The organism is Yersinia frederiksenii ATCC 33641, from assembly GCF_000754805.1.
Lineage (GTDB): Bacteria > Pseudomonadota > Gammaproteobacteria > Enterobacterales > Enterobacteriaceae > Yersinia > Yersinia frederiksenii.
On the sequence record NZ_KN150731.1, the window covers coordinates 3,686,329 to 3,708,555 of the forward strand.

Here is a 22,227-nt window from a genome sequence, read left to right on the forward strand (position 1 = left end):
TGAAGAACAAGATTATATCCATCTGGGTAGTGTTTTATTTTTGTGAAGTGGGAAAATTCAGTGGGTGTGGTGCAAGATTGCCTTTAGTGCAGAGAATTGCTGTTTGCCTGCCAGAAATTCTGACGTTATGTTAATAAGTTAGTTACGTTAATAAACATTCGAACTATAACAAAGAATAGGAATATGGGGCGTCGTGCCTTTCCTACAGGATCGCGTGGAAATGATTTCCCGTTATCCAATGAGCAAACTAAGTCTGGAGGCAAAACCCATGGAGATGTTGTCAGGAGCCGAGATGGTGGTCCGATCGTTAATCGATCAGGGCGTTAAGCATGTATTCGGTTATCCCGGCGGGGCCGTACTTGATATCTACGATGCCCTGCACACGGTCGGAGGCATCGATCACGTGCTGGTACGCCACGAACAAGGTGCGGTTCACATGGCCGATGGTTATGCGCGAGCCACTGGCGAAGTGGGCGTAGTGCTGGTGACGTCTGGCCCCGGTGCAACCAATGCGATTACCGGTATTGCGACGGCCTATATGGATTCAGTGCCCATGGTGGTGCTTTCTGGTCAGGTACCGAGCTCACTCATTGGCTACGATGCTTTCCAGGAATGTGACATGGTGGGTATCTCCCGCCCGGTCGTCAAACACAGCTTTCTGGTCAAACGTACCGAAGATATTCCGAGTGTATTGAAAAAAGCTTTCTATCTGGCCTCTACTGGCCGCCCAGGCCCGGTGGTTATCGACTTACCGAAAGATATTGTTGGCCCTGCGGTAAAAATGCCTTATGCCTATCCTGACCAGGTTAGCCTGCGCTCATATAATCCGACGGTGCAGGGCCATCGCGGGCAGATCAAACGCGCGTTGCAAACCATTCTGGCCGCGAAAAAACCTATCATGTATGTCGGTGGTGGAGCGATTAACTCAGCCTGTCATGCGGAGTTACTGACACTGGCTGAGCAGCTTAATTTACCTGTGACCAGTTCTTTGATGGGATTGGGCGCTTTCCCCGGAACACATCGCCAAAGTGTTGGCATGCTGGGGATGCATGGGACGTTTGAAGCCAATATGGCCATGCATAATACCGACCTTATTTTTGCTGTTGGTGTGCGCTTTGATGACCGTACCACCAATAATTTGGCGAAGTATTGCCCGGATGCGACTGTATTGCACATTGATATCGACCCAACTTCAATATCCAAAACCGTTACGGCGGATATCCCGATTGTTGGCGATGCCAAGCAAGTACTGACGCAGATGTTAGATCTGCTGTCTCAAATTGATTGCGTACAAGATTTTGATAGCTTACGTGACTGGTGGCAATCCATTGAACAGTGGCGCGCCCGTGATTGCCTGAGTTACAGCAAAGACAGTGGCAAAATCAAACCACAAGCGGTGATTGAAACACTGCACCGCCTGACGAAAGGTGATGCATACGTCACATCTGATGTTGGCCAACATCAGATGTTCGCGGCACTTTATTATCCATTTGATAAACCGCGCCGTTGGATCAATTCAGGTGGACTTGGCACTATGGGCTTTGGTTTACCGGCAGCTTTGGGGGTGAAATTGGCTCTCCCGGATGAAACGGTGGTTTGTGTCACGGGGGATGGTAGCATCCAGATGAATATCCAGGAATTGTCTACCGCTCTGCAATATAACTTGCCGGTATTGGTTCTGAATCTGAATAACCGTTACCTCGGTATGGTGAAACAGTGGCAGGATATGATCTATTCGGGTCGACATTCACAATCTTATATGGATTCTCTACCTGATTTCGTCAAATTGGCAGAAGCCTATGGCCATATTGGTGTTTCTATCCGCACGCCGGATGAGTTGGAAAGCAAACTCGCCGAGGCATTGACACAATTATCCGAGACCAATCGTCTGGTATTTGTGGATGTGACTGTCGATGAAACCGAGCATGTTTACCCGATGCAGATTCGCGGTGGTGGCATGGACGAAATGTGGCTTAGTAAAACGGAGAGGACATAATTATGCGCCGCCGGATTTTATCAGTTCTGCTGGAAAACGAATCAGGGGCCTTATCAAGAGTGGTAGGCCTGTTTTCTCAGCGCGGTTATAACATTGAAAGTTTGACGGTTGCGCCGACCGACGATCCAACACTGTCTCGCATGACTATTCAAACCGTGGGTGACGCCAAAGTTCTGGAACAGATTGAAAAACAGCTGCATAAGCTGGTGGATGTGTTACGTGTCAGTGAATTGGTTTCTGGCTCACACGTTGAGCGCGAAATCATGCTGGTGAAACTACAGGCTAGCGGTTACGGGCGTGAGGAAGTGAAGCGCTGCGCTGAAATCTTCCGTGGGCAGATTGTTGATGTTACCGCCACGCTTTATACCGTCCAACTTGCCGGTACGAGCGACAAACTCGATGCATTCTTAAATGCTGTGCGGGAAGTGGCCGAAATTGTTGAGGTTGCTCGCTCCGGTATTGTCGGTGTGTCTCGTGGTGACAAAATCATGCGTTAACCATGGTGATTAATACTGGCTAATCTCCAATTATCAGGCTCAGCAGGTATGTTGAGCTTTTTTTTTCTTATTTTTTAACCTGTATAGCGTTATATGACAGTTAAAGCGGTTGCTCAATAGTGAGTTCTGCTGTTAGATCATATCCATGGTTAAACTATGTCTATACCGACATTTTTCAAGTTGCTGATGGTTGGTTGCTCTCGGGTACCGGAATGATTTACTTAATGTAAGTTTATCGGGATTTTCTCGTTTGCTGCCTTTCTGCGAGATGACGTTCATTCGGTATATCAGTTGGTCTAGCCTACAACATCATTTTTTTAGGTTTATAAGGGGATAATGTGAAACTGGATGAAATCGCGCGCCTTGCGGGTGTTTCGCGCACAACGGCCAGTTATGTCATTAATGGCAAAGCGAAACAGTACCGGGTCAGCGATAAAACAGTAGACAAAGTTATGGCGGTTGTTAGGGAACATAACTATCACCCAAATGCTGTTGCGGCAGGACTGCGCGCGGGTAGAACTCGCTCGATCGGTTTGGTGATCCCCGACCTGGAAAATACCAGCTACACCCGAATTGCTAATTATCTGGAACGTCAGGCTCGTCAGCGTGGTTACCAGCTGCTGATTGCCTGTTCTGAAGACCAGCCAGATAATGAAATGCGCTGTATTGAGCACTTGTTGCAGCGCCAGGTTGACGCCATTATTGTTTCCACGGCTTTACCGCCAGAGCACCCTTTCTACCAGCGCTGGGCCAATGATCCGTTGCCAATCATTGCCTTGGATCGCGCGCTTGATCGGGAGCATTTCATCAGTGTCGTAGGGGCGGATCAAGAAGATGCCCTGATGTTGGCGCAAGAACTACGTTCTTTCCCCGCGGAGTCCATATTGTATCTGGGGGCATTACCCGAGCTGTCAGTTAGCTTCTTGCGGGAGATGGGGTTCCGTGAAGCGTGGAAAGATGACCCACGCAAAGTGGATTACCTGTATGCCAATAGCTATGAGCGCGAGGCTGCCGGTGCACTGTTCGCCGAATGGTTGAAGACTCACCCAATGCCGCAGGCATTGTTCACCACCTCATTCCAGCTATTACAGGGCGTTATGGATGTCACTTTAAAACAAAATGGGCGTCTGCCGAGTAATCTGGCGATTGCCACTTTTGGTGATAACGAACTGTTGGATTTCCTTGAGTGTCCAGTGCTGGCTGTGGCGCAACGTCATCGGGATGTTGCCGAACGAGTGTTGGAGCTAGTATTAGCCAGTTTGGATGAGCCGCATAAGCCAAAACCGGGGCTGACCCGAATTCGGCGTAATCTGTTCCGGCGCGGTAGTTTAAGCCGAAAATAGACAGTAAAACGAGTTTCATAACGAATCAGGGCGCACTAAGCGCCCTGATTGTTTTGGTCTGGATATATTTTTGTTCCCTCATACAAAGATGAAGGGAATATCAGACATAGCCCGCGACGCGGAACAGCCTGCGGCAGTATTCCAAAAAGTAACCATAAGCCACGCCCATTGCCATTGAAACCAAAGCATTACTGGTAACCGCTGTGGTTATCTGTTCTATATCCGCCCCAACAGACCATAAAATCATGGCATAAACTGGCGACTGAAAAGTGACATAAGCCAGTAAGTCGGCCAGATTCTTCGCCCAAAAATGCTCACCCGCATGGCGCTGGGCAAAACGGATGAATGCATCCCGATACACACCGTAAGGCCAGGCAATCAGGATGTTGACTGGAATTGAGACCAGCCGAGAAGAGAGCGACTGCTGGAATGTCATTCCTGAAATCACTATTTCAATTAGCATGCCGATGACAAAACAATACACCACGAGCGCAAAAGTATCGGCTGCGGCACTACGCAGACGGGACCCAGTTGAAAACATTGTCATTAACTCCCTAATTGGGGGAAAAATCTGTTAAATCGCCTAGCATTGAAATTAATGATAGGGTTTATGTATTGCTCATCATTTAACTTGCAGGTGATTGTATTGTGATATTGCTTTTTGTGTAGTTTACAGTGCTATTGTTTGTAATATAACCAGCTTAAAATTTTTATTTTTAACATTTGCCTGATTTTTATACTTTGTACTGCAAGGAATTGAGCTTTTCGTGGTTTTTTAAATGGTGATGTAAGCCTTTTTTATTTAAAAACAAAATGTTACGTTTCCTTGTGCGCTAACTGAGGAAAACTGCTTCGCTTAAGCCAAATTTAAAATAACAGGTAAGAAAAATACTAATTTGCAGTATTTTCCTAATTTAAGATTTATCTGTCTGAAGATATTCATATTTCAGTGATGCTCGGAAATATGTCTCAATAATTTATTTCAAAATAGATTAATCCCAACCGGTTAATTGAAGTAAAATGTCCCATCAGTAACACTCATTGTTCCAAAGGGTATTATTGTATTGACGTGGTTTTTGCGGTCGTTATCCTCAGCTCTTCCTTAGGAAACGCCAGTTTCCGCGGGTTTTGTGCTCGGGCTGTCTAATTTTGAACCGTACAATTTTCATACTAGAAATGAGACATTCCTTGCAGAAGGAAATAATGGGTCAATTAATTGACAATTTATTATTTATTTAAGTTGCTGGAATTACTGGCGGAAAAATAGCCCGTTTATCATGACGTTAATTTCTATTCCAACCGCGAAAATAGCCTCTTATACGAGATATATCTCAAAAACAGCCCATAAATATTGTCAAAGCGCATCCGCTCTGGCTTGACAAGGTTTTCATACCATCCGTAAACTCTTTAATGTGGGGATTTGTGGGATAAAGTGGCGAATTGGGTCATGAAGAGGTAACTCAGTCATGTTTCGTGGGGCAACGATGGTTAACCTCGACAGCAAAGGGCGGCTTGCCGTACCTACCCGTTATCGGGATTTGCTGAACGAGGAATCGCAAGGGCAGATGGTCTGTACTATAGACCTTCACCAACCATGCCTGTTGCTTTATCCACTTCCTGAGTGGGAAATCATTGAACAAAAGCTATCCAAGCTGTCGAGCATGAACCCAGCTGAACGTCGAGTTCAGCGTTTGCTGTTAGGGCATGCCAGTGAATGTCAGATGGATGGCGCTGGGCGCTTATTGATTGCGGGAACATTGCGTCAACACGCCGGGCTGAATAAAGAAGTGATGCTGGTTGGACAGTTCAATAAGTTTGAACTGTGGGATGAACAGACCTGGTATCAACAAGTCAAGGATGATATTGACGCAGAACAGTCCACTCAGGAACCTTTATCTGAGCGGCTACAGGACTTATCGCTATAAGCATGGTAGATGATAAAAACGTGGTTGATAACAACTACAAACATACAAGCGTATTACTGGATGAGGCGGTTAATGGCCTGAACATCCGTGATAACGGTATCTATATTGACGGAACTTTTGGCCGTGGTGGCCACTCGCGTCTGATTTTGTCCCAACTTGGGCCAGAAGGGCGCTTGATAGCAATTGATCGTGACCCACAAGCTATTGAAGCTGCAAAATCTATTACAGACCCACGGTTTTCTATCGTGCACGGTCCCTTTTCTGATTTGGCGCATTATGTGCGGGAACTGGATTTAGTCGGTCGTATTGACGGCGTGCTGTTGGATCTGGGCGTTTCATCGCCTCAATTGGATGATCCTGAACGCGGATTTTCTTTCATGCGTGACGGGCCGTTGGATATGCGGATGGACCCAACCCGTGGGTTATCTGCTGCCGACTGGCTAATGAAAGCGAGCGCCGATGATATCGCGTGGGTGCTGAAAACCTTTGGTGAAGAGCGTTTTGCTAAACGTTTAGCCAAGGCTATTGTTGAGCGTAACCTCACACAGCCTATGACTCGCACCAAAGAACTGGCTGATTTGATCGCTAACGCCAGCCCATTCCGTGAAAAACACAAGCATCCGGCAACGCGAAGCTTCCAGGCTATCCGCATCTATATCAACAGTGAATTGGAAGAGATAGAGCGTGCACTTGATGGTGCACTTGAAGTTTTGGCACCTGAAGGCCGTTTGTCTGTTATCAGTTTCCACTCTCTTGAAGACCGTATTGTGAAAAACTTTATTCGTCATCACAGTCGGGGCCCGCAGGTTCCAGCGGGGCTGCCATTGACGGAAGCACAGTTACGTAGCATGGGTGGGCGCAGCTTGAAATCTGTCGGCAAGATGATGCCCCCGGATGCCGAAGTGGCTGAAAACCCACGCGCGCGCAGCTCGGTATTGCGTTTTGCCGAGAGGCTTAAAGCGTGATAGGCAACGAACGCCACGGTCTGGTGGGGGTTATCGGCGGGGATTTACTCCGTAATGCGAAAATCCCATTGATTCTACTGACTGCGGTGTTGGTGTCGGCCATTTTTGTTGTGACCACTGCCCACCGTACACGTTTGCTGACTGCAGAACGTGAGCAGTTGGTACTGGAGCGGGATGCGCTGGATATTGAATGGCGCAACTTGATTCTGGAAGAAAATGCCTTGGGTGACCACAGCCGTGTCGAAAGTATCGCAACCGACAAGCTGAAAATGCAACATGTTGATCCATCACAAGAAAATATTGTGGTTCAGCAATAGGTTTTTCTAATAAATAAAGGAATTTGTCGCCACCATGACTCGTAGTAGCCAAGGTAACGCATGAAAGCAGCGCGCCCCGGGAAGTTAAAGCGCCAAGAAGAACAAGCCAGCTTTGTAAGCTGGCGTTTTGCGTTGCTGTGCGGCTGTATTTTGCTGGCATTGGTTGGGTTGATGCTGCGTACCGCCTATCTGCAAGTGATTAACCCCGATAGGCTGGTGCGTGAGGGAGATATGCGCTCACTGCGGGTACAGGAAGTGCCGACGGCTCGTGGCATGATAAGTGATCGTTCCGGTCGTCCTTTGGCTGTTAGTGTTCCGGTGAATGCGGTTTGGGCCGATCCGAAAGAGCTAATCGAACGCGGTGGGATTACGCTAGATACTCGCTGGAAAGCTCTGTCGGATGCTCTGGAAATCCCGCTGGATCAACTGGCTACCCGCATTAATGCCAACCCGAAAGGGCGTTTTGTCTATCTGGCTCGTCAGGTTAACCCCGCGATAGGCGACTACATCCACAAGCTGAAATTACCCGGTATTTATTTGCGTCAGGAATCTCGCCGTTACTATCCGGCAGGTCAGGTGATGGCGCATATCATCGGTGTGACCAACATCGACAGCCAAGGTATTGAAGGTGTAGAAAAAAGTTTTGACCGCTGGCTTACTGGGCAACCTGGCGAGCGTACGGTACGTAAAGATCGCTATGGCCGCGTCATTGAGGACATCTCCTCGGTAGATAGTCAGGCGGCGCACAATCTGGTGTTGAGCGTCGATGAGCGCTTACAGGCGCTGGTATATCGCGAACTGAACAATGCCGTCGCCTTCAACAAGGCTGAATCGGGTACCGCAGTGCTGGTTGATGTTAATACTGGCGAAGTGCTGGCGATGGCGAACAGCCCATCGTATAACCCGAATAACTTAACCGGTACCCCGAAAGACGCCATGCGTAACCGGGCAATAACCGATATTTTTGAACCCGGCTCGACAGTTAAGCCAATGGTAGTAATGACGGCATTGCAGCATGGCGTAGTGAAAGAAAACAGCGTGCTGAATACCTTGCCGTACTTTGTAAACGGTCACCAAATTAAAGACGTGGCCCGTTACGCAGAGCTATCCGTGACCGGGATCTTGCAGAAGTCGAGTAACGTCGGTGTTTCTAAGCTGGCGTTAGCGATGCCATCCTCAGCCTTGGTAGATACTTACTCAAGGTTTGGGTTTGGGAAAGCGACCAATTTGGGGTTGGTCGGAGAAAGCAGTGGCTTATATCCTAAAAAACAACGGTGGTCTGACATAGAGAGGGCCACCTTCTCTTTCGGCTACGGGCTAATGGTAACACCGTTACAACTAGCGCGAGTCTATGCAACCATCGGCAGCATGGGGATTTATCGCCCGCTGTCGATAACCAAAGTTGACCCGCCAGTGGCAGGTGAACGCGTCTTCCCTGAACCGCTGGTACGTACCGTGGTTCATATGATGGAAAGCGTGGCATTACCTGGCGGCGGGGGCACCAAAGCTGCCATCAAAGGCTACCGGATTGCCATCAAAACCGGTACAGCCAAAAAAGTCGGGCCAGATGGTAAATATATCGACCGATACCTCGCTTACACCGCTGGCGTAGCGCCCGCGAGTAACCCTAGATTTGCTCTGGTTGTGGTCATCAATGACCCGCAGGCAGGGAAATATTACGGTGGTGCGGTTTCTGCACCGGTGTTTGGTGCCATCATGGGCGGCGTATTACGCACCATGAACATTGAGCCAGATGCATTACCCACTGGTGATAAAAGCGAATTAGTGATTAATACAAAAGAGGGTTCAGGTGGCAGATCGTAACTTGCGCGACTTACTCGCTCCTTGGGGGCTAGACGTCCCGGAGCGTGCGCTACGGGAAATGACATTAGACAGCCGTGTTGCCGCTGCCGGGGATTTGTTTGTCGCTGTTGTCGGCCACCAAACGGATGGGCGTCGTTATATCCCACAAGCCATCGCACAAGGTGTGGCGGCAGTGGTCGCTGAAGCTGATGGTGTCGCACCTGATGCTAGTATGGCTGAGATGCATGGTGTTCCGGTTATTTATCTGCGTAATTTGAATCAACACTTATCCAAATTAGCGGGGCAGTTTTACCATCAGCCGGGTGCGGCATTACGTTTGGTTGGCGTGACCGGAACTAACGGCAAAACCACCACCACCCAACTGTTGGCGCAGTGGGGTCAGGCGCTGGGCGAAACCAGTGCGGTGATGGGAACTGTGGGTAATGGTTTGTTGGGGCAAGTTATCCCAACGGAAAATACCACGGGCTCAGCCGTAGATATCCAGCATTTATTGCGAAACTTGGTTGACCAGGGTGCCACTTTTGCGGCGATGGAAGTTTCTTCCCACGGTTTGATTCAAAACCGTGTTGCTGCATTGCCGTTTGCTGCCGCAGTGTTCACTAACTTGAGCCGCGACCATCTGGATTACCACGGCAATATGGCGAGTTACGAAGCGGCGAAATGGCTGCTGTTCTCTACCCATCAATCTGAACACAAAATTATTAATGCTGATGATGAAGTGGGCCGCCGCTGGTTAAGCCAGTTGCCGCAAGCTGTTGCTGTCAGCATGGAAAACAATGTTCCCGCTGGCTGGAAAGGCCCGTGGTTATCGGCCACTCAGGTCGACTATCACGACAACGGTGCCAGCATCTCCTTTGATTCAAGCTGGGGCCAAGGTCAATTCGAAAGCCGCCTGATGGGGGCATTCAACGTCAGTAATCTGTTGGTGGCACTGTCAACATTGCTTTCTCTGGGTTACCCGCTGGCCCAGCTATTAGCTGCTGCACCTCAGTTGCTGCCGGTGTGTGGGCGGATGGAAGTGTTTAACGCGCCGGGTAAACCGACGGTGGTGGTGGATTATGCCCACACTCCAGATGCGTTGGAAAAAGCATTGGCGGCAGCTCGTTTACATTGTAAAGGTCAACTGTGGTGTGTATTCGGTTGCGGTGGCGATCGAGACAAAGGTAAGCGCCCACTTATGGGCGGTATCGCGGAACAACTGGCTGACCGTGTCGTGGTCACCGACGATAACCCACGCAGCGAAGAGCCACAGGCGATTGTGGCTGATATTCTCAGTGGCTTGTTGGATGCTGGGCATGCGCAGGCCATTCATGGCCGTGCCGAGGCCGTCACCAGCGCCATTATGCAAGCCAAAGAAGACGATGTGGTGGTCATTGCGGGTAAAGGACATGAAGATTATCAATTAGTGGGAAACCGCCGTCTGGATTACTCCGATCGTGTCACTGTCGCCCGCTTGTTGGGGGTGATGGCATGATTAAGGTCTCCCTGCATTTTTTGTCCACGCTGCTTAACGCTGAATATGTTATGGGCGATAAAGCGCACGATAACGTCGATATCACTGAAGTGACCATTGATACCCGTCAGGTCACTGCGGGGTGTTTGTTTGTTGCGCTAAAAGGCGAGCGTTTTGATGGACATGACTTTGCAGAAGATGCTGTTGCCGCTGGAGCCGGAGCTTTGCTGGTAAGTAAACGCTTACTGGTGGGGGCTCCACAATTAGTGGTTAAAGACACTCGTCTGGCATTGGGGCAATTTGCTGCCTGGGTACGCCAGCAAGTGCCAGCTCGGGTGGTTGCATTAACCGGCTCATCAGGTAAAACCTCAGTAAAAGAAATGGTTGCGGCGATTTTGCGCCAATGTGGCAATGTGCTGTATACCGCCGGTAACTTCAATAATGACATCGGCGTGCCACTGACTCTGCTGCGTTTGACGCCAGAACATGACTTCGCGGTCATTGAGTTGGGTGCCAATCATGTGGGTGAAATTGCCTACACCACAGATTTAAGCCGCCCGGAAAGTGCCTTGGTAAACAACTTATCTGCCGCACATCTGGAAGGATTTGGCTCATTGGCGGGTGTCGCGCAAGCTAAAGGTGAGATTTTTGCCGGATTGCCTGCAAACGGTACTGCAATTATCAATGCTGATAGCCACGACTGGCCGCATTGGCAGGAAACTTTGCATAACAAACGAGTCTGGCGTTTTTCACCCCATGCCGCAGAAGATATCGATTTCTATGCCAGTGACGTGCGTATTACGCCACAAACGACGTATTTCATTCTGCATTCCCCCTTCGGCATTGTGGATATTGAATTGCCTTTGCCGGGGCGACATAACATTGCCAATGCGTTAGCCGCCGCGGCGTTAGCCATGTCAGTTGGCGCTGATTTAGCCGCCGTCCGTCAAGGGCTGACTCAGCTACAGGCTGTTCCGGGCCGCTTATTCCCCATTCAACTCGCCGCAGGTAAGTTGCTGCTGGATGACAGCTACAACGCCAATGTGGGTTCGATGACTGCCGCAGCCCAAGTGCTGGCTGAGATGCCGGGCTATCGGGTGATGGTGGTCGGCGATATGGCTGAACTGGGCGATACCGCAGTCGATTGCCACCGTCAGGTGGGTGAAGCGGCAAAACAAGCTGGCGTTGATAAAGTGCTGAGTGTTGGCACCTTGAGCCTGGCTCTGAGTGATGCAAGCGAATGTGGCGAACATTTTCAGGATAAGAGTGCAATAGTCACCCGTGTGAGTGAATTGCTGCTCGAACATCCGGTTATCACTGTTTTAATTAAAGGTTCACGTAGCGCCGCCATGGAAAATGTCGTGCGTGCGTTACAGGAGAAGGCATCATGTTAGTTTGGTTGGCTGAATACTTAGTAAAATTTTACTCAGGCTTTAACGTCTTTTCTTATTTGACGTTCCGCGCCATTGTTAGTCTGTTGACGGCATTAGTGATTTCATTGTGGATGGGGCCGCACCTGATTTCTTACTTGCAGAAATTACAGATTGGTCAGGTTGTACGTAATGATGGGCCAGAGTCTCACTTCAGCAAGCGCGGTACGCCAACCATGGGCGGCCTGATGATTCTGTTCTCCATCACTATTTCAGTTCTAATGTGGGCTTATCCCTCTAATCCTTATGTCTGGTGTGTGTTGTTCATTCTTGTCGGTTATGGGATTGTCGGCTTTATTGATGACTATCGCAAAGTGGTGCGTAAAGACACTAAAGGTCTGATTGCTCGCTGGAAGTATTTCTGGCAGTCAGTGATTGCGCTGGCGGCTGCCTTCGCTATGTACAGTATTGGTAAAGATACCCCGGCAACCGAGCTGGTGGTGCCCTTCTTTAAAGACATCATGCCGCAGTTGGGGCTGCTCTATATCCTGCTAGCTTACTTCGTGATTGTAGGTACCAGTAACGCGGTCAACTTGACTGACGGGCTGGATGGGCTGGCAATAATGCCAACGGTTTTCGTCGCGGGTGGTTTTGCATTGGTGGCCTGGGCGACGGGTAACGTGAACTTCGCGGCATATCTGCATATTCCTTATTTACGCCACGCTGGCGAACTGGTCATTGTCTGCACCGCGATTGTCGGGGCCGGTTTAGGCTTCTTGTGGTTTAACACCTATCCAGCCCAAGTATTTATGGGCGATGTTGGCTCGTTGGCATTGGGCGGTGCGCTGGGCACTATTGCGGTATTGCTGCGCCAAGAGTTCTTATTAGTGATTATGGGCGGAGTATTTGTGGTTGAAACGCTGTCGGTAATCTTGCAAGTCGGCTCCTTTAAGTTACGTGGGCAGCGAATTTTCCGCATGGCCCCGATTCACCACCATTACGAACTTAAAGGCTGGCCAGAACCACGGGTGATTGTGCGCTTCTGGATTATTTCGCTGATGCTGGTGCTGATTGGCCTGGCGACGCTGAAGGTGCGGTAATTATGGTTGATTATCAGGGTAAAAAAGTCGTCATTATCGGGCTAGGGCTAACCGGCCTTTCCTGCGTTGATTTCTTTATGGCTCGTGGTGTTACACCGCGTGTTATGGATACCCGTATCAATCCTCCGGGCCTGGATAAGCTCGCTGAAAGTGTCGAGCGCCATGTAGGTGATCTCAATCAGCAGTGGTTGCTAGAGGCTGATTTGATTGTTGCCAGCCCCGGCATTGCTCTGGCGCATCCCGCGTTGAGTGATGCGGCGGATGCCGGTATCGAGATTGTCGGTGATATCGAGCTGTTCTGTCGTGAGAATCAAGCCCCCGTGGTCGCCATTACCGGCTCTAACGGTAAAAGTACTGTGACCACGCTGGTTGGCGAGATGGCAAAAGCAGCTGGCTGGCAGGTTGGTGTTGGCGGCAACATCGGTGTCCCGGCTCTCACGCTATTGAAACAAGAAAACCAACTGGTGGTGTTGGAGCTGTCCAGCTTCCAGTTAGAAACGACCTCCAGTTTACGGGCTAGCGCTGCCACCATACTGAACGTCACGGAAGATCACACTGACCGTTATCCATTCGGTTTGCAGCAATATCGTGCAGCCAAACTGCGGGTTTATGAAAACGCTAAAGTTTGTGTCGTGAATGCCGATGACGCGCTCACCATGCCGGTACGTGGTGCTGATAGCCGCTGTATTAGTTTTGGTGTGGATGTCGGTGATTATCATCTGAATAAGCAACAGGGCGAAATCTGGTTGCGCGTACGTGGCGAGAAAGTACTGAATACCCGAGAGATGAAATTGAGTGGGCGTCATAACTACACCAATGCACTGGCAGCCCTCGCGCTGGCTGACGCTGTTGGTATTCCGCGCTCATCAAGTTTGAAAGCATTGACGACCTTTACTGGCCTGCCACACCGTTTCCAATTGGTGTTCGAGCACAATGGTGTGCGTTGGATTAATGATTCCAAAGCCACCAATGTGGGTAGCACCGAAGCGGCACTGGATGGATTACAGGTCGATGGCACTTTGCATCTGTTGCTGGGTGGCGACGGCAAATCCGCTGATTTCTCTGGTTTGACTCGCTTCTTGCAAGGCGAGCATATCAAGATTTATTGCTTTGGTCGTGACGGTGAGCAACTGGCTGAACTTCGTCCTGAAGTCTCGCAACTGACAGAGACAATGGAACAGGCCATGGTGCTACTGGCAAAAAATTTAGCGCCGGGAGATATGGTTTTACTCTCACCAGCTTGCGCCAGTTTGGACCAGTTCCGCAGCTTTGAGCAGCGCGGTGATGAATTTGCTCGTTTGGCAGAGGAGTTGGGCTGATGCGCATGCCGGGGCTGGGGCTGTTTAATACCCTAAAGCATTTTGTGATGGGATCGCGGGAGAGCGATACCACCAGTATGGTGCTTTACGACAGAACCTTGCTGTGGCTGACATTCGGTTTGGCGATTATCGGTTTCGTGATGGTGACCTCTGCGTCAATGCCAATTGGTCAGCGTCTGGCCAGTGACCCGTTCCTGTTTGCCAAGCGTGATGCATTATATCTGACGTTAGCATTCGGTTTGTCGTTGGTAACTCTACGTATCCCGATGGAAATCTGGCAGCGCTACAGTAATATTATGTTATTGATTTCAATAGTGATGCTGTTGGTTGTATTAGTGGTGGGGAGTTCGGTAAACGGGGCATCCCGCTGGATTGCACTGGGGCCACTGCGTATTCAGCCTGCGGAGCTCTCCAAGCTGTCACTGTTTTGCTATCTGGCCAGCTATCTGGTGCGCAAAGTTGAAGAGGTCCGCAGTAACTTTTGGGGCTTCTGCAAACCGATGGGCGTGATGGTTATTCTGGCGGTATTACTATTGGCTCAGCCTGACCTAGGTACCGTGGTGGTGCTGTTTGTCACTACGCTGGCGATGTTGTTCCTCGCGGGAGCAAAAATGTGGCAGTTTCTGGCCATCATTGGCTCCGGTGTCTTTGCCGTGTGTTTGTTGATTGTTGCCGAACCATACCGTATGCGCCGTGTGACATCCTTCTGGAACCCATGGGCTGATCCGTTCGGCAGTGGTTACCAGCTAACCCAATCACTGATGGCGTTTGGTCGCGGTGAGTTATGGGGACAAGGACTGGGGAACTCGGTGCAGAAATTAGAGTATTTGCCGGAAGCGCATACCGACTTTATTTTCTCGATTTTAGGTGAGGAACTCGGGTATTTCGGTGTGGTTCTTGCATTGTTAATGGTATTCTTCGTCGCTTTTCGTGCTATGTCCATTGGGCGCCGCGCATTAGAGATAGATCAGCGATTTTCTGGCTTTTTAGCCTGTTCGATTGGCATCTGGTTTAGCTTTCAGGCGCTGGTTAACGTTGGGGCTGCTGCCGGGATGTTGCCAACCAAAGGTTTGACATTACCACTGATAAGTTACGGTGGTTCGAGCCTGATTATTATGTCAACCGCGATAGTGCTGTTGTTACGTATTGATTTTGAAACACGTTTGGCAAAAGCCCAAGCGTTTGTAAGGAGTGCCAGATGAGTGGCAAGACCAAGCGTTTAATGGTGATGGCGGGTGGCACTGGGGGACATGTCTTTCCCGGTTTGGCCGTTGCACATCATCTAATAGCGCAAGGCTGGCAGGTGCGTTGGTTAGGCACCGCAGACAGAATGGAAGCGTCATTGGTACCCAAGCACGGCATTGAAATTGATTTCATTCAGATTTCTGGTTTACGTGGTAAGGGGCTGATGGCCCAGTTGACTGCCCCAGTGCGCATTTATCGCGCGGTGTGTCAGGCGAAGAAAATCATGCGTGATTACCAGCCAGATGTGGTGCTGGGGATGGGCGGTTATGTATCTGGCCCAGGTGGTTTGGCTGCGTGGCTATGTGGTATCCCGGTGGTTCTGCATGAGCAAAACGGGATTGCGGGTTTGACTAACCGCTGGCTAGCCAAAATCGCGAAAAAGGTTTTACAGGCATTCCCAGGCGCATTTCCTCATGCAGAGGTGGTAGGGAATCCGGTTCGAACCGACGTATTAGCATTGCCATTACCAGCTGAGCGCCTCAGTGGCCGTGAAGGGCCGATTCGTGTGCTCGTTATCGGTGGTAGCCAGGGTGCGCGGGTACTGAACCAAACTCTGCCACAAGTTGCTGCCACACTGGGTGAGCAGATTACTGTCTGGCATCAAGTGGGGAAAGGCGCTTTACCAGATGTATTAGAAGCTTACCAGCAAGCAGGGCAGGGCGGTAAACATCAGATTGTCGAGTTTATCGATGATATGGCTGCGGCTTATGCTTGGGCTGATGTGGTGGTCTGTCGCTCCGGTGCTTTGACAGTCAGTGAAGTGGCAGCCGCAGGGTTACCGGCGATTTTTGTGCCTTTTCAGCATAAAGACCGGCAGCAATATTGGAATGCACTACCGCTAGAGAAGGCGGGCGCAGCCAAAATTATTGAGCAACCACAGTTTACTGCGCAGGCCGTGAGTAACCTACTCGCACAGTGGGACCGCGACACTTTATTGGCGATGGCTGAGCAGGCAAGACAGGTAGCCATTCCTGATGCAACTGAACGTGTGGCCGCCGAAGTGGTTGCCGCCAGTAAGTAAAATAGATAATGAATGGCTGGCAGTTAATGCGGGCTGTGAATATGCAACAGATAAAAAAGTGAAGAGAAACGTGAATACACAACAATTGGCGAAACTACGTACTATCGTGCCCGAGATGCGTCGCGTCCGGCACATTCACTTTGTTGGCATCGGTGGTGCTGGCATGGGTGGTATCGCTGAAGTGTTGGCAAACGAAGGTTATCAGATTAGCGGTTCAGATTTGGCACCCAACCCGGTAACTCAGCATTTGGCTTCATTGGGCGCACAGATTTATTTCCACCACCGTCCAGAAAATGTATTGGATGCCAGTGTGGTCGTGGTTTCGACCGCAATTTCTGCGGACAACCCGGAAATTGTTGCCGCTCGCGAGGCACGTATTCCAGTGATCCGCCGTGCAGAGATGTTGGCAGAATTGATGCGTTATCGCCATGGGATTGCAGTTGCAGGCACACACGGTAAGACAACCACCACAGCAATGGTCTCCAGTATTTATGCTGAAGCGGGTCTGGATCCAACGTTTGTTAATGGTGGTTTGGTGAAAGCTGCCGGTACCCATGCTCGTCTGGGTTCCAGCCGTTACCTGATTGCGGAAGCTGATGAGAGTGATGCGTCATTCTTACATTTACAGCCGATGGTGGCGATTGTCACCAATATCGAAGCCGACCATATGGATACCTATCAGGGCGACTTTGAGAATTTAAAACAGACATTTATTAATTTTTTGCACAACTTACCGTTTTATGGCCGTGCCGTAATGTGTATCGATGACCCTGTGGTGCGTGAGTTATTACCGCGCGTGGGCCGCCATATCACCACTTACGGCTTCAGCGATGACGCTGATGTGCAGATTGCCAGCTATCGTCAGGACGGTCCGCAGGGGCACTTTACCCTGAAGCGTCTGGATAAGCCGTTAATGACAGTGACCTTGAATGCACCGGGCCGCCATAACGCACTAAATGCGGCAGCGGCGGTGGCGGTGGCAACCGAAGAAGGTATTGCAGACGATGACATCCTGCGCGCGCTGGCAGGATTCCAGGGAACAGGTCGCCGTTTTGATTTTCTTGGTAACTTCCCACTGGCACCGGTTAACGGCAAAGAGGGTAGCGTGATGTTGGTCGATGACTATGGTCATCATCCGACAGAAGTGGATGCCACAGTTAAAGCGGCGCGCGCGGGCTGGCCGGATAAACGTATCGTGATGGTTTTCCAGCCGCACCGTTATACCCGTACTCGTGATCTGTATGACGATTTTGCCAATGTGTTATCGCAGGTTGATGTTTTACTGATGCTGGATGTGTATGCCGCCGGTGAGCCGCCGATCCCAGGGGCTGATAGCCGGTCGTTGTGCCGTACCATTCGTAATCGTGGCAAGTTGGACCCGATTTTGGTTTCAGACAGCGAGACCGTACCCGAAGTATTGGCGCAAGTGCTGAATGGTAATGACCTAATTCTGGTTCAGGGCGCAGGCAACATTGGTAAAGTTGCCCGTAAATTGGCTGAGCTTAAATTGCAGCCACAGAGAAAAGACGAGGAACATCATGGCTGAGAAAGTCGCGGTACTGCTGGGTGGCACCTCTGCTGAACGTGAAGTGTCATTGCTTTCAGGTCAGGCTGTTTTAGCGGGCTTAAGAGAAGCGGGTATTGATGCTCATGGCGTTGATACTAAAGACTCTCCCGTCACTCAGCTGAAAGAACAGGGTTTTGATAAAGTCTTTATCGCTCTGCATGGCCGTGGCGGTGAAGACGGTACGCTGCAAGGTGTGTTGGAGTTTTTGCAACTGCCTTATACCGGCAGCGGCGTGATGGCTTCAGCGCTGACGATGGACAAATTACGCACTAAATTGGTGTGGCAAGCTTCAGATTTGCCGATTTCGCCTTATGTCGCACTAAATCGTCAACAGTTTGAAACACTTTCGTCAGAGGAATTGTCGGCATGTGTCGCTAAGCTTGGCCTGCCCTTAATTGTTAAGCCCAGCCACGAAGGCTCGAGTGTCGGGATGAGCAAGGTTGACCAAGCCAGTGAGTTGCAGGCTGCCTTGGTTGAAGCTTTTCGCCATGATACAGATGTATTGATTGAGAAATGGTTGAGCGGGCCGGAATTCACGGTCGCTATTCTGGGTGACGAAGTTTTACCGTCTATTCGGATTCAGGCTCCCGGCGTGTTTTATGATTATGAAGCGAAATATCTGTCTGACGAGACCCAGTACTTCTGCCCAAGTGGCTTGAGTGCCGAGTTGGAACAACAGTTGGCAGAATTGGCATTACAGGCTTATCAGGCGCTGGGTTGTAGTGGCTGGGGGCGGGTTGATGTCATGCAAGACAGCGATGGCCGTTTCTATCTGCTTGAAGTGAATACTTCTCCGGGTATGACCAGCCACAGTTTAGTGCCGATGGCTGCACGCGAGTCAGGGTTGAGTTTCTCCCAACTGGTGGCCCGAATTCTGATGTTGGCTGACTGATATGTCGCAAGCTGCCCTGAATGCGCGTGAACGTGCGGCTGAAAATAGCGTAGCCCGGCGCAGTAACGGAGGCCAATTAGCAGGGTTGATTTTCCTGCTGATGGTGCTGGGGACCATCCTCTGGGGTGGATGGGTAGTTGTGGGGTGGATGAAAGATGCCAGCCGACTACCACTGTCAAAATTGGTGGTGACGGGTGAGCGCCATTACACCACCAATGATGATATTCGCCAGGCGATTCTGGCATTGGGCGCTCCGGGTACTTTTATGACGCAGGATGTCAATATCATCCAGCAGCAGATTGAAAGATTACCCTGGATTCAGCAGGCCAGTGTGCGTAAACAGTGGCCGGATGAGCTGAAAATCCATCTGGTAGAGTATGTGCCCTTTGCCCGCTGGAATGATTTGCATATGGTTGATGAACAGGGGCGTTCATTCAGCGTACCGTCTGAGCGAGCCGGAAAGCAGCAATTGCCATTACTGTATGGCCCGGAAGGTAGCGAACAGGATGTTCTGGAAGGTTACCGGGCAATGAGCAAGGTGTTAGCGGCCAATAAGTATCAGCTAAAAATGGTGGCGATGAGCGCCAGACATTCTTGGCAGTTGGCCTTAGATAATGATGTTCGGCTGGAGCTGGGACGAGATGACCGGATGGGACGTTTGCAGCGTTTCATCAAGTTATATCCGATGTTGCAACAGCAGCCAGATAAACGGGTCAGTTATGTTGATTTGCGATATGAGACAGGGGCTGCAATAGGTTGGGCTCCGGTATTTATCGGCAGTCAGGGTGGTGAACCACCAATAAATGGCCAGCAGAACAGTAATCAGCAACAGAATCAGGCACAGGCAAAACAACAATGATCAAGTCGACGGACAGAAAATTGGTAGTAGGTCTTGAGATCGGAACGGCAAAGGTCTCCGCATTGGTAGGGGAAGTTCTGCCCGATGGCATGGTCAATATTATTGGGGTTGGCAGTTGCCCATCCCGTGGCATGGATAAGGGTGGGGTTAACGATCTTGAATCGGTAGTGAAATGCGTTCAGCGCGCTATCGATCAGGCTGAGTTAATGGCTGATTGCCAAATTTCATCTGTCTATCTGGCATTGTCGGGCAAACATATTAGTTGCCAGAATGAAATAGGGATGGTTCCTATTTCAGAAGAGGAAGTAACTCAGGAAGATGTAGAAAACGTAGTGCATACCGCGAAGTCGGTGCGTGTGCGTGATGAGCATCGAATCTTGCATGTTATTCCGCAGGAATATGCCATCGATTATCAGGAAGGTATTAAAAATCCTGTAGGTCTTTCTGGTGTGCGGATGCAGGCCAAGGTACATCTGATTACCTGCCATAACGATATGGCAAAGAATATTGTTAAAGCGGTAGAACGTTGTGGTCTGAAAGTGGACCAACTGATTTTCGCCGGTTTGGCCGCAAGTTATGCAGTATTGACCGAAGATGAACGTGAGCTGGGTGTCTGTGTCGTCGACATCGGCGGTGGCACCATGGATATGGCGGTTTATACCGGTGGGGCATTGCGCCATACCAAAGTTATCCCTTACGCCGGGAACGTGGTCACCAGCGATATAGCTTATGCCTTCGGGACACCGCCAACAGATGCGGAAGCGATTAAAGTTCGACACGGCTGTGCGCTCGGGTCGATAGTCAGCAAGGACGAAAGTGTAGAAGTGCCAAGTGTTGGCGGACGCCCTCCTCGTAGTCTGCAAAGACAGACACTCGCTGAGGTTATAGAACCACGCTACACCGAGTTGCTGAATTTGGTTAATGACGAGATTTTACAATTGCAGGAGCAATTACGTCAGCAAGGCGTGAAGCATCATCTGGCAGCCGGTATCGTGCTGACGGGGGGAGCGGCACAAATTGATGGTTTGGCGGAATGTGCTCAACGGGTGTTTCATGCCCAAGTGCGTATCGGTCAACCGCTCAATATCACCGGGCTGACGGATTATGCACAGGAACCTTATTACTCCACTGCTGTTGGGTTGTTGCACTATGGTAAAGAATCTCATCTCAGTGGTGAGTCAGAAGTAGAAAAACGTGCCTCAGTGGGCAATTGGTTTAAACGTATCAATAGCTGGCTGAGAAAAGAGTTTTAATGTTTCAACAAAGAGATCATGCTGAACATATTTTTTGATCTCGAAGCGACAGGCACAAAACGGAGAGAAACTATGTTTGAACCTATGGAACTAACCAATGACGCGGTGATTAAAGTCATCGGCGTCGGTGGTGGCGGTGGCAATGCCGTCGAACACATGGTGCGCGAGCGCATCGAAGGTGTTGAATTCTTCGCCGTTAATACAGACGCTCAGGCGCTACGTAAGACGGCTGTTGGCCAAACTATCCAAATTGGTAGCGGTATTACCAAAGGTTTGGGTGCTGGCGCAAACCCAGAAGTGGGCCGTACTTCGGCTGAAGAAGACCGTGAAGCTCTGCGTGCAGCCCTTGAAGGCGCAGACATGGTGTTTATCGCCGCAGGTATGGGCGGTGGTACTGGTACTGGAGCTGCTCCTGTTGTTGCAGAAGTGGCAAAAGAACTGGGTATTCTGACAGTTGCTGTGGTTACCAAGCCTTTCAATTTCGAAGGCAAGAAACGCATGGCATTTGCTGAGCAGGGTATTGCTGAACTGTCCAAACATGTGGACTCACTGATCACTATTCCGAACGATAAGTTGCTAAAAGTTCTGGGTCGTGGCATCTCTTTACTGGATGCATTCGGTGCAGCTAACGACGTATTGAAAGGCGCTGTTCAGGGTATCGCCGAGCTGATTACCCGCCCAGGCCTGATGAACGTCGACTTCGCTGACGTGCGCACTGTGATGTCCGAAATGGGTTATGCCATGATGGGCTCGGGTGTTGCTTGTGGTGAAGATCGTGCTGAAGAAGCAGCAGAAATGGCTATTTCTAGCCCATTACTGGAAGATATCGACCTGTCTGGTGCCCGTGGCGTTCTGGTTAACATCACGGCTGGTTTCGACTTGCGTTTGGATGAGTTTGAAACTGTGGGTAACACTATCCGTGCATTCGCGTCTGATAATGCGACCGTGGTTATCGGTACATCATTAGACCCGGAAATGAACGATGAACTGCGCGTAACTGTTGTTGCGACCGGCATCGGCATGGACAAACGCCCTGAAATTACGCTGGTTACCAACAAGCAAACACAGCCTGTTATGGACCACCGTTACCAGCAGCATGGTATGTCTCCTTTACCTCAGGAAGTTAAACCTGCGGCTAAAGTGGTCAATGATCCAACTGCTCAAACAAATAAAGAGCCCGATTATTTGGATATTCCGGCATTTTTGCGTAAGCAAGCCGACTAATTTCCGAAAAAATTGGAATCTCCGCTCTTTGTGCTAAACTGTCCCGCCGATCTTGTT

The 22,227-nt window shown here is 50.1% G+C and carries 19 protein-coding genes; 18 read left to right on the plus strand and 1 reads right to left on the minus strand.

Features of this window, described 5'->3' with window-relative positions; translation table 11 throughout:
- The first annotated feature begins 268 nt into the window (after window positions 1–268).
- The 3 genes from ilvI (at window position 269) to cra (ending at window position 3,836) form a co-directional block, all read left to right on the plus strand.
- Window positions 269–1,996 carry an acetolactate synthase 3 large subunit gene (gene ilvI / locus DJ58_RS05515; protein WP_032910058.1) on the plus strand — a complete coding sequence of 576 codons (1,728 nt, stop codon included), beginning with the start codon at window positions 269–271 and terminating at the stop codon, window positions 1,994–1,996.
- 2 nt (window positions 1,997–1,998) lie between these two features.
- Window positions 1,999–2,493 carry an acetolactate synthase small subunit gene (gene ilvN / locus DJ58_RS05510; RefSeq protein WP_004388986.1) on the plus strand — a complete coding sequence of 165 codons (495 nt, stop codon included), beginning with the start codon at window positions 1,999–2,001 and terminating at the stop codon, window positions 2,491–2,493.
- A gap of 338 nt (window positions 2,494–2,831) precedes the next feature.
- Window positions 2,832–3,836 (plus strand): catabolite repressor/activator, encoded by a 1,005-nt coding sequence (gene cra / locus DJ58_RS05505; RefSeq protein WP_004706170.1) that lies wholly within the window; start codon window positions 2,832–2,834, stop codon window positions 3,834–3,836.
- 100 nt (window positions 3,837–3,936) lie between these two features.
- Here the strand turns inward: cra and DJ58_RS05500 are convergent, their stop codons facing one another.
- The gene (locus DJ58_RS05500; RefSeq protein WP_004706172.1) at window positions 3,937–4,377 is read right to left on the minus strand and encodes an L-alanine exporter AlaE; all 441 of its coding nucleotides are present in this window, start codon (window positions 4,375–4,377) and stop codon (window positions 3,937–3,939) included.
- A gap of 925 nt (window positions 4,378–5,302) precedes the next feature.
- On the opposite strand from DJ58_RS05500, the gene mraZ reads away from it, so the two are divergent.
- The 15 genes from mraZ (at window position 5,303) to ftsZ (ending at window position 22,170) form a co-directional block, all read left to right on the plus strand.
- On the plus strand, window positions 5,303–5,761 hold the full coding sequence (mraZ, locus tag DJ58_RS05495; protein ID WP_004706174.1) for a division/cell wall cluster transcriptional repressor MraZ: 459 nt from the start codon (window positions 5,303–5,305) through the stop codon (window positions 5,759–5,761).
- 2 nt (window positions 5,762–5,763) lie between these two features.
- A complete protein-coding gene (gene rsmH, locus DJ58_RS05490; RefSeq protein ID WP_004706176.1) occupies window positions 5,764–6,726 on the plus strand; it encodes a 16S rRNA (cytosine(1402)-N(4))-methyltransferase RsmH in 963 nt (320 codons plus the stop codon).
- Window positions 6,723–7,043, plus strand: coding sequence for a cell division protein FtsL (ftsL, locus tag DJ58_RS05485; protein WP_032909949.1), 321 nt, complete (start codon window positions 6,723–6,725; stop codon window positions 7,041–7,043). Before rsmH ends, ftsL begins: the two co-directional genes overlap by 4 nt.
- 60 nt (window positions 7,044–7,103) lie before the next feature.
- Complete coding sequence (locus DJ58_RS05480; protein ID WP_004706180.1) at window positions 7,104–8,867, plus strand: peptidoglycan glycosyltransferase FtsI; 1,764 nt, start codon at window positions 7,104–7,106, stop codon at window positions 8,865–8,867.
- Window positions 8,854–10,341 carry a UDP-N-acetylmuramoyl-L-alanyl-D-glutamate--2,6-diaminopimelate ligase gene (gene murE / locus DJ58_RS05475; RefSeq protein WP_032909951.1) on the plus strand — a complete coding sequence of 496 codons (1,488 nt, stop codon included), beginning with the start codon at window positions 8,854–8,856 and terminating at the stop codon, window positions 10,339–10,341. Before DJ58_RS05480 ends, murE begins: the two co-directional genes overlap by 14 nt.
- Window positions 10,338–11,714 carry a UDP-N-acetylmuramoyl-tripeptide--D-alanyl-D-alanine ligase gene (gene murF / locus DJ58_RS05470; protein WP_032909953.1) on the plus strand — a complete coding sequence of 459 codons (1,377 nt, stop codon included), beginning with the start codon at window positions 10,338–10,340 and terminating at the stop codon, window positions 11,712–11,714. Before murE ends, murF begins: the two co-directional genes overlap by 4 nt.
- Entirely contained in the window at window positions 11,708–12,790 is a 1,083-nt protein-coding gene (gene mraY / locus DJ58_RS05465) for a phospho-N-acetylmuramoyl-pentapeptide-transferase (RefSeq protein ID WP_032909956.1), read from the plus strand. Before murF ends, mraY begins: the two co-directional genes overlap by 7 nt.
- A gap of 2 nt (window positions 12,791–12,792) precedes the next feature.
- Window positions 12,793–14,109, plus strand: a complete 1,317-nt coding sequence (murD, locus tag DJ58_RS05460) for a UDP-N-acetylmuramoyl-L-alanine--D-glutamate ligase (protein ID WP_004706187.1) — start codon at window positions 12,793–12,795, stop codon at window positions 14,107–14,109.
- Window positions 14,109–15,311: a cell division protein FtsW gene (gene ftsW / locus DJ58_RS05455; RefSeq protein ID WP_032909957.1), complete on the plus strand. Its 1,203-nt coding sequence runs from the start codon at window positions 14,109–14,111 to the stop codon at window positions 15,309–15,311. Before murD ends, ftsW begins: the two co-directional genes overlap by 1 nt.
- Window positions 15,308–16,375 (plus strand): undecaprenyldiphospho-muramoylpentapeptide beta-N-acetylglucosaminyltransferase, encoded by a 1,068-nt coding sequence (gene murG / locus DJ58_RS05450; RefSeq protein WP_032909958.1) that lies wholly within the window; start codon window positions 15,308–15,310, stop codon window positions 16,373–16,375. Before ftsW ends, murG begins: the two co-directional genes overlap by 4 nt.
- 70 nt (window positions 16,376–16,445) lie before the next feature.
- On the plus strand, window positions 16,446–17,921 hold the full coding sequence (gene murC / locus DJ58_RS05445) for a UDP-N-acetylmuramate--L-alanine ligase (protein WP_004706191.1): 1,476 nt from the start codon (window positions 16,446–16,448) through the stop codon (window positions 17,919–17,921).
- Entirely contained in the window at window positions 17,914–18,834 is a 921-nt protein-coding gene (locus DJ58_RS05440) for a D-alanine--D-alanine ligase (RefSeq protein ID WP_032909959.1), read from the plus strand. Before murC ends, DJ58_RS05440 begins: the two co-directional genes overlap by 8 nt.
- A 1-nt stretch (window position 18,835) precedes the next feature.
- Window positions 18,836–19,693 (plus strand): cell division protein FtsQ, encoded by an 858-nt coding sequence (gene ftsQ / locus DJ58_RS05435; RefSeq protein ID WP_004706195.1) that lies wholly within the window; start codon window positions 18,836–18,838, stop codon window positions 19,691–19,693.
- Window positions 19,690–20,946 (plus strand): cell division protein FtsA, encoded by a 1,257-nt coding sequence (gene ftsA, locus DJ58_RS05430; protein WP_002210431.1) that lies wholly within the window; start codon window positions 19,690–19,692, stop codon window positions 20,944–20,946. Before ftsQ ends, ftsA begins: the two co-directional genes overlap by 4 nt.
- A 72-nt stretch (window positions 20,947–21,018) precedes the next feature.
- A complete protein-coding gene (gene ftsZ / locus DJ58_RS05425) occupies window positions 21,019–22,170 on the plus strand; it encodes a cell division protein FtsZ (protein WP_004706197.1) in 1,152 nt (383 codons plus the stop codon).
- Window positions 22,171–22,227: the final 57 nt, after the last annotated feature.

Coding starts and splice junctions, on each gene's coding strand:
- ftsZ (WP_004706197.1), top strand. CDS start 21,019: ATGTTTGAACCTATGGAACTAACCAATGACGCGGTGATTAAAGTCATC.
- murD (WP_004706187.1), top strand. CDS start 12,793: ATGGTTGATTATCAGGGTAAAAAAGTCGTCATTATCGGGCTAGGGCTA.
- mraZ (WP_004706174.1), top strand. CDS start 5,303: ATGTTTCGTGGGGCAACGATGGTTAACCTCGACAGCAAAGGGCGGCTT.
- DJ58_RS05480 (WP_004706180.1), top strand. CDS start 7,104: ATGAAAGCAGCGCGCCCCGGGAAGTTAAAGCGCCAAGAAGAACAAGCC.
- ftsQ (WP_004706195.1), top strand. CDS start 18,836: ATGTCGCAAGCTGCCCTGAATGCGCGTGAACGTGCGGCTGAAAATAGC.
- murF (WP_032909953.1), top strand. CDS start 10,338: ATGATTAAGGTCTCCCTGCATTTTTTGTCCACGCTGCTTAACGCTGAA.
- ftsA (WP_002210431.1), top strand. CDS start 19,690: ATGATCAAGTCGACGGACAGAAAATTGGTAGTAGGTCTTGAGATCGGA.
- ilvI (WP_032910058.1), top strand. CDS start 269: ATGGAGATGTTGTCAGGAGCCGAGATGGTGGTCCGATCGTTAATCGAT.
- rsmH (WP_004706176.1), top strand. CDS start 5,764: ATGGTAGATGATAAAAACGTGGTTGATAACAACTACAAACATACAAGC.
- ilvN (WP_004388986.1), top strand. CDS start 1,999: ATGCGCCGCCGGATTTTATCAGTTCTGCTGGAAAACGAATCAGGGGCC.
- ftsW (WP_032909957.1), top strand. CDS start 14,109: ATGCGCATGCCGGGGCTGGGGCTGTTTAATACCCTAAAGCATTTTGTG.
- mraY (WP_032909956.1), top strand. CDS start 11,708: ATGTTAGTTTGGTTGGCTGAATACTTAGTAAAATTTTACTCAGGCTTT.
- murG (WP_032909958.1), top strand. CDS start 15,308: ATGAGTGGCAAGACCAAGCGTTTAATGGTGATGGCGGGTGGCACTGGG.
- DJ58_RS05500 (WP_004706172.1), bottom strand. CDS start 4,377: ATGTTTTCAACTGGGTCCCGTCTGCGTAGTGCCGCAGCCGATACTTTT.
- DJ58_RS05440 (WP_032909959.1), top strand. CDS start 17,914: ATGGCTGAGAAAGTCGCGGTACTGCTGGGTGGCACCTCTGCTGAACGT.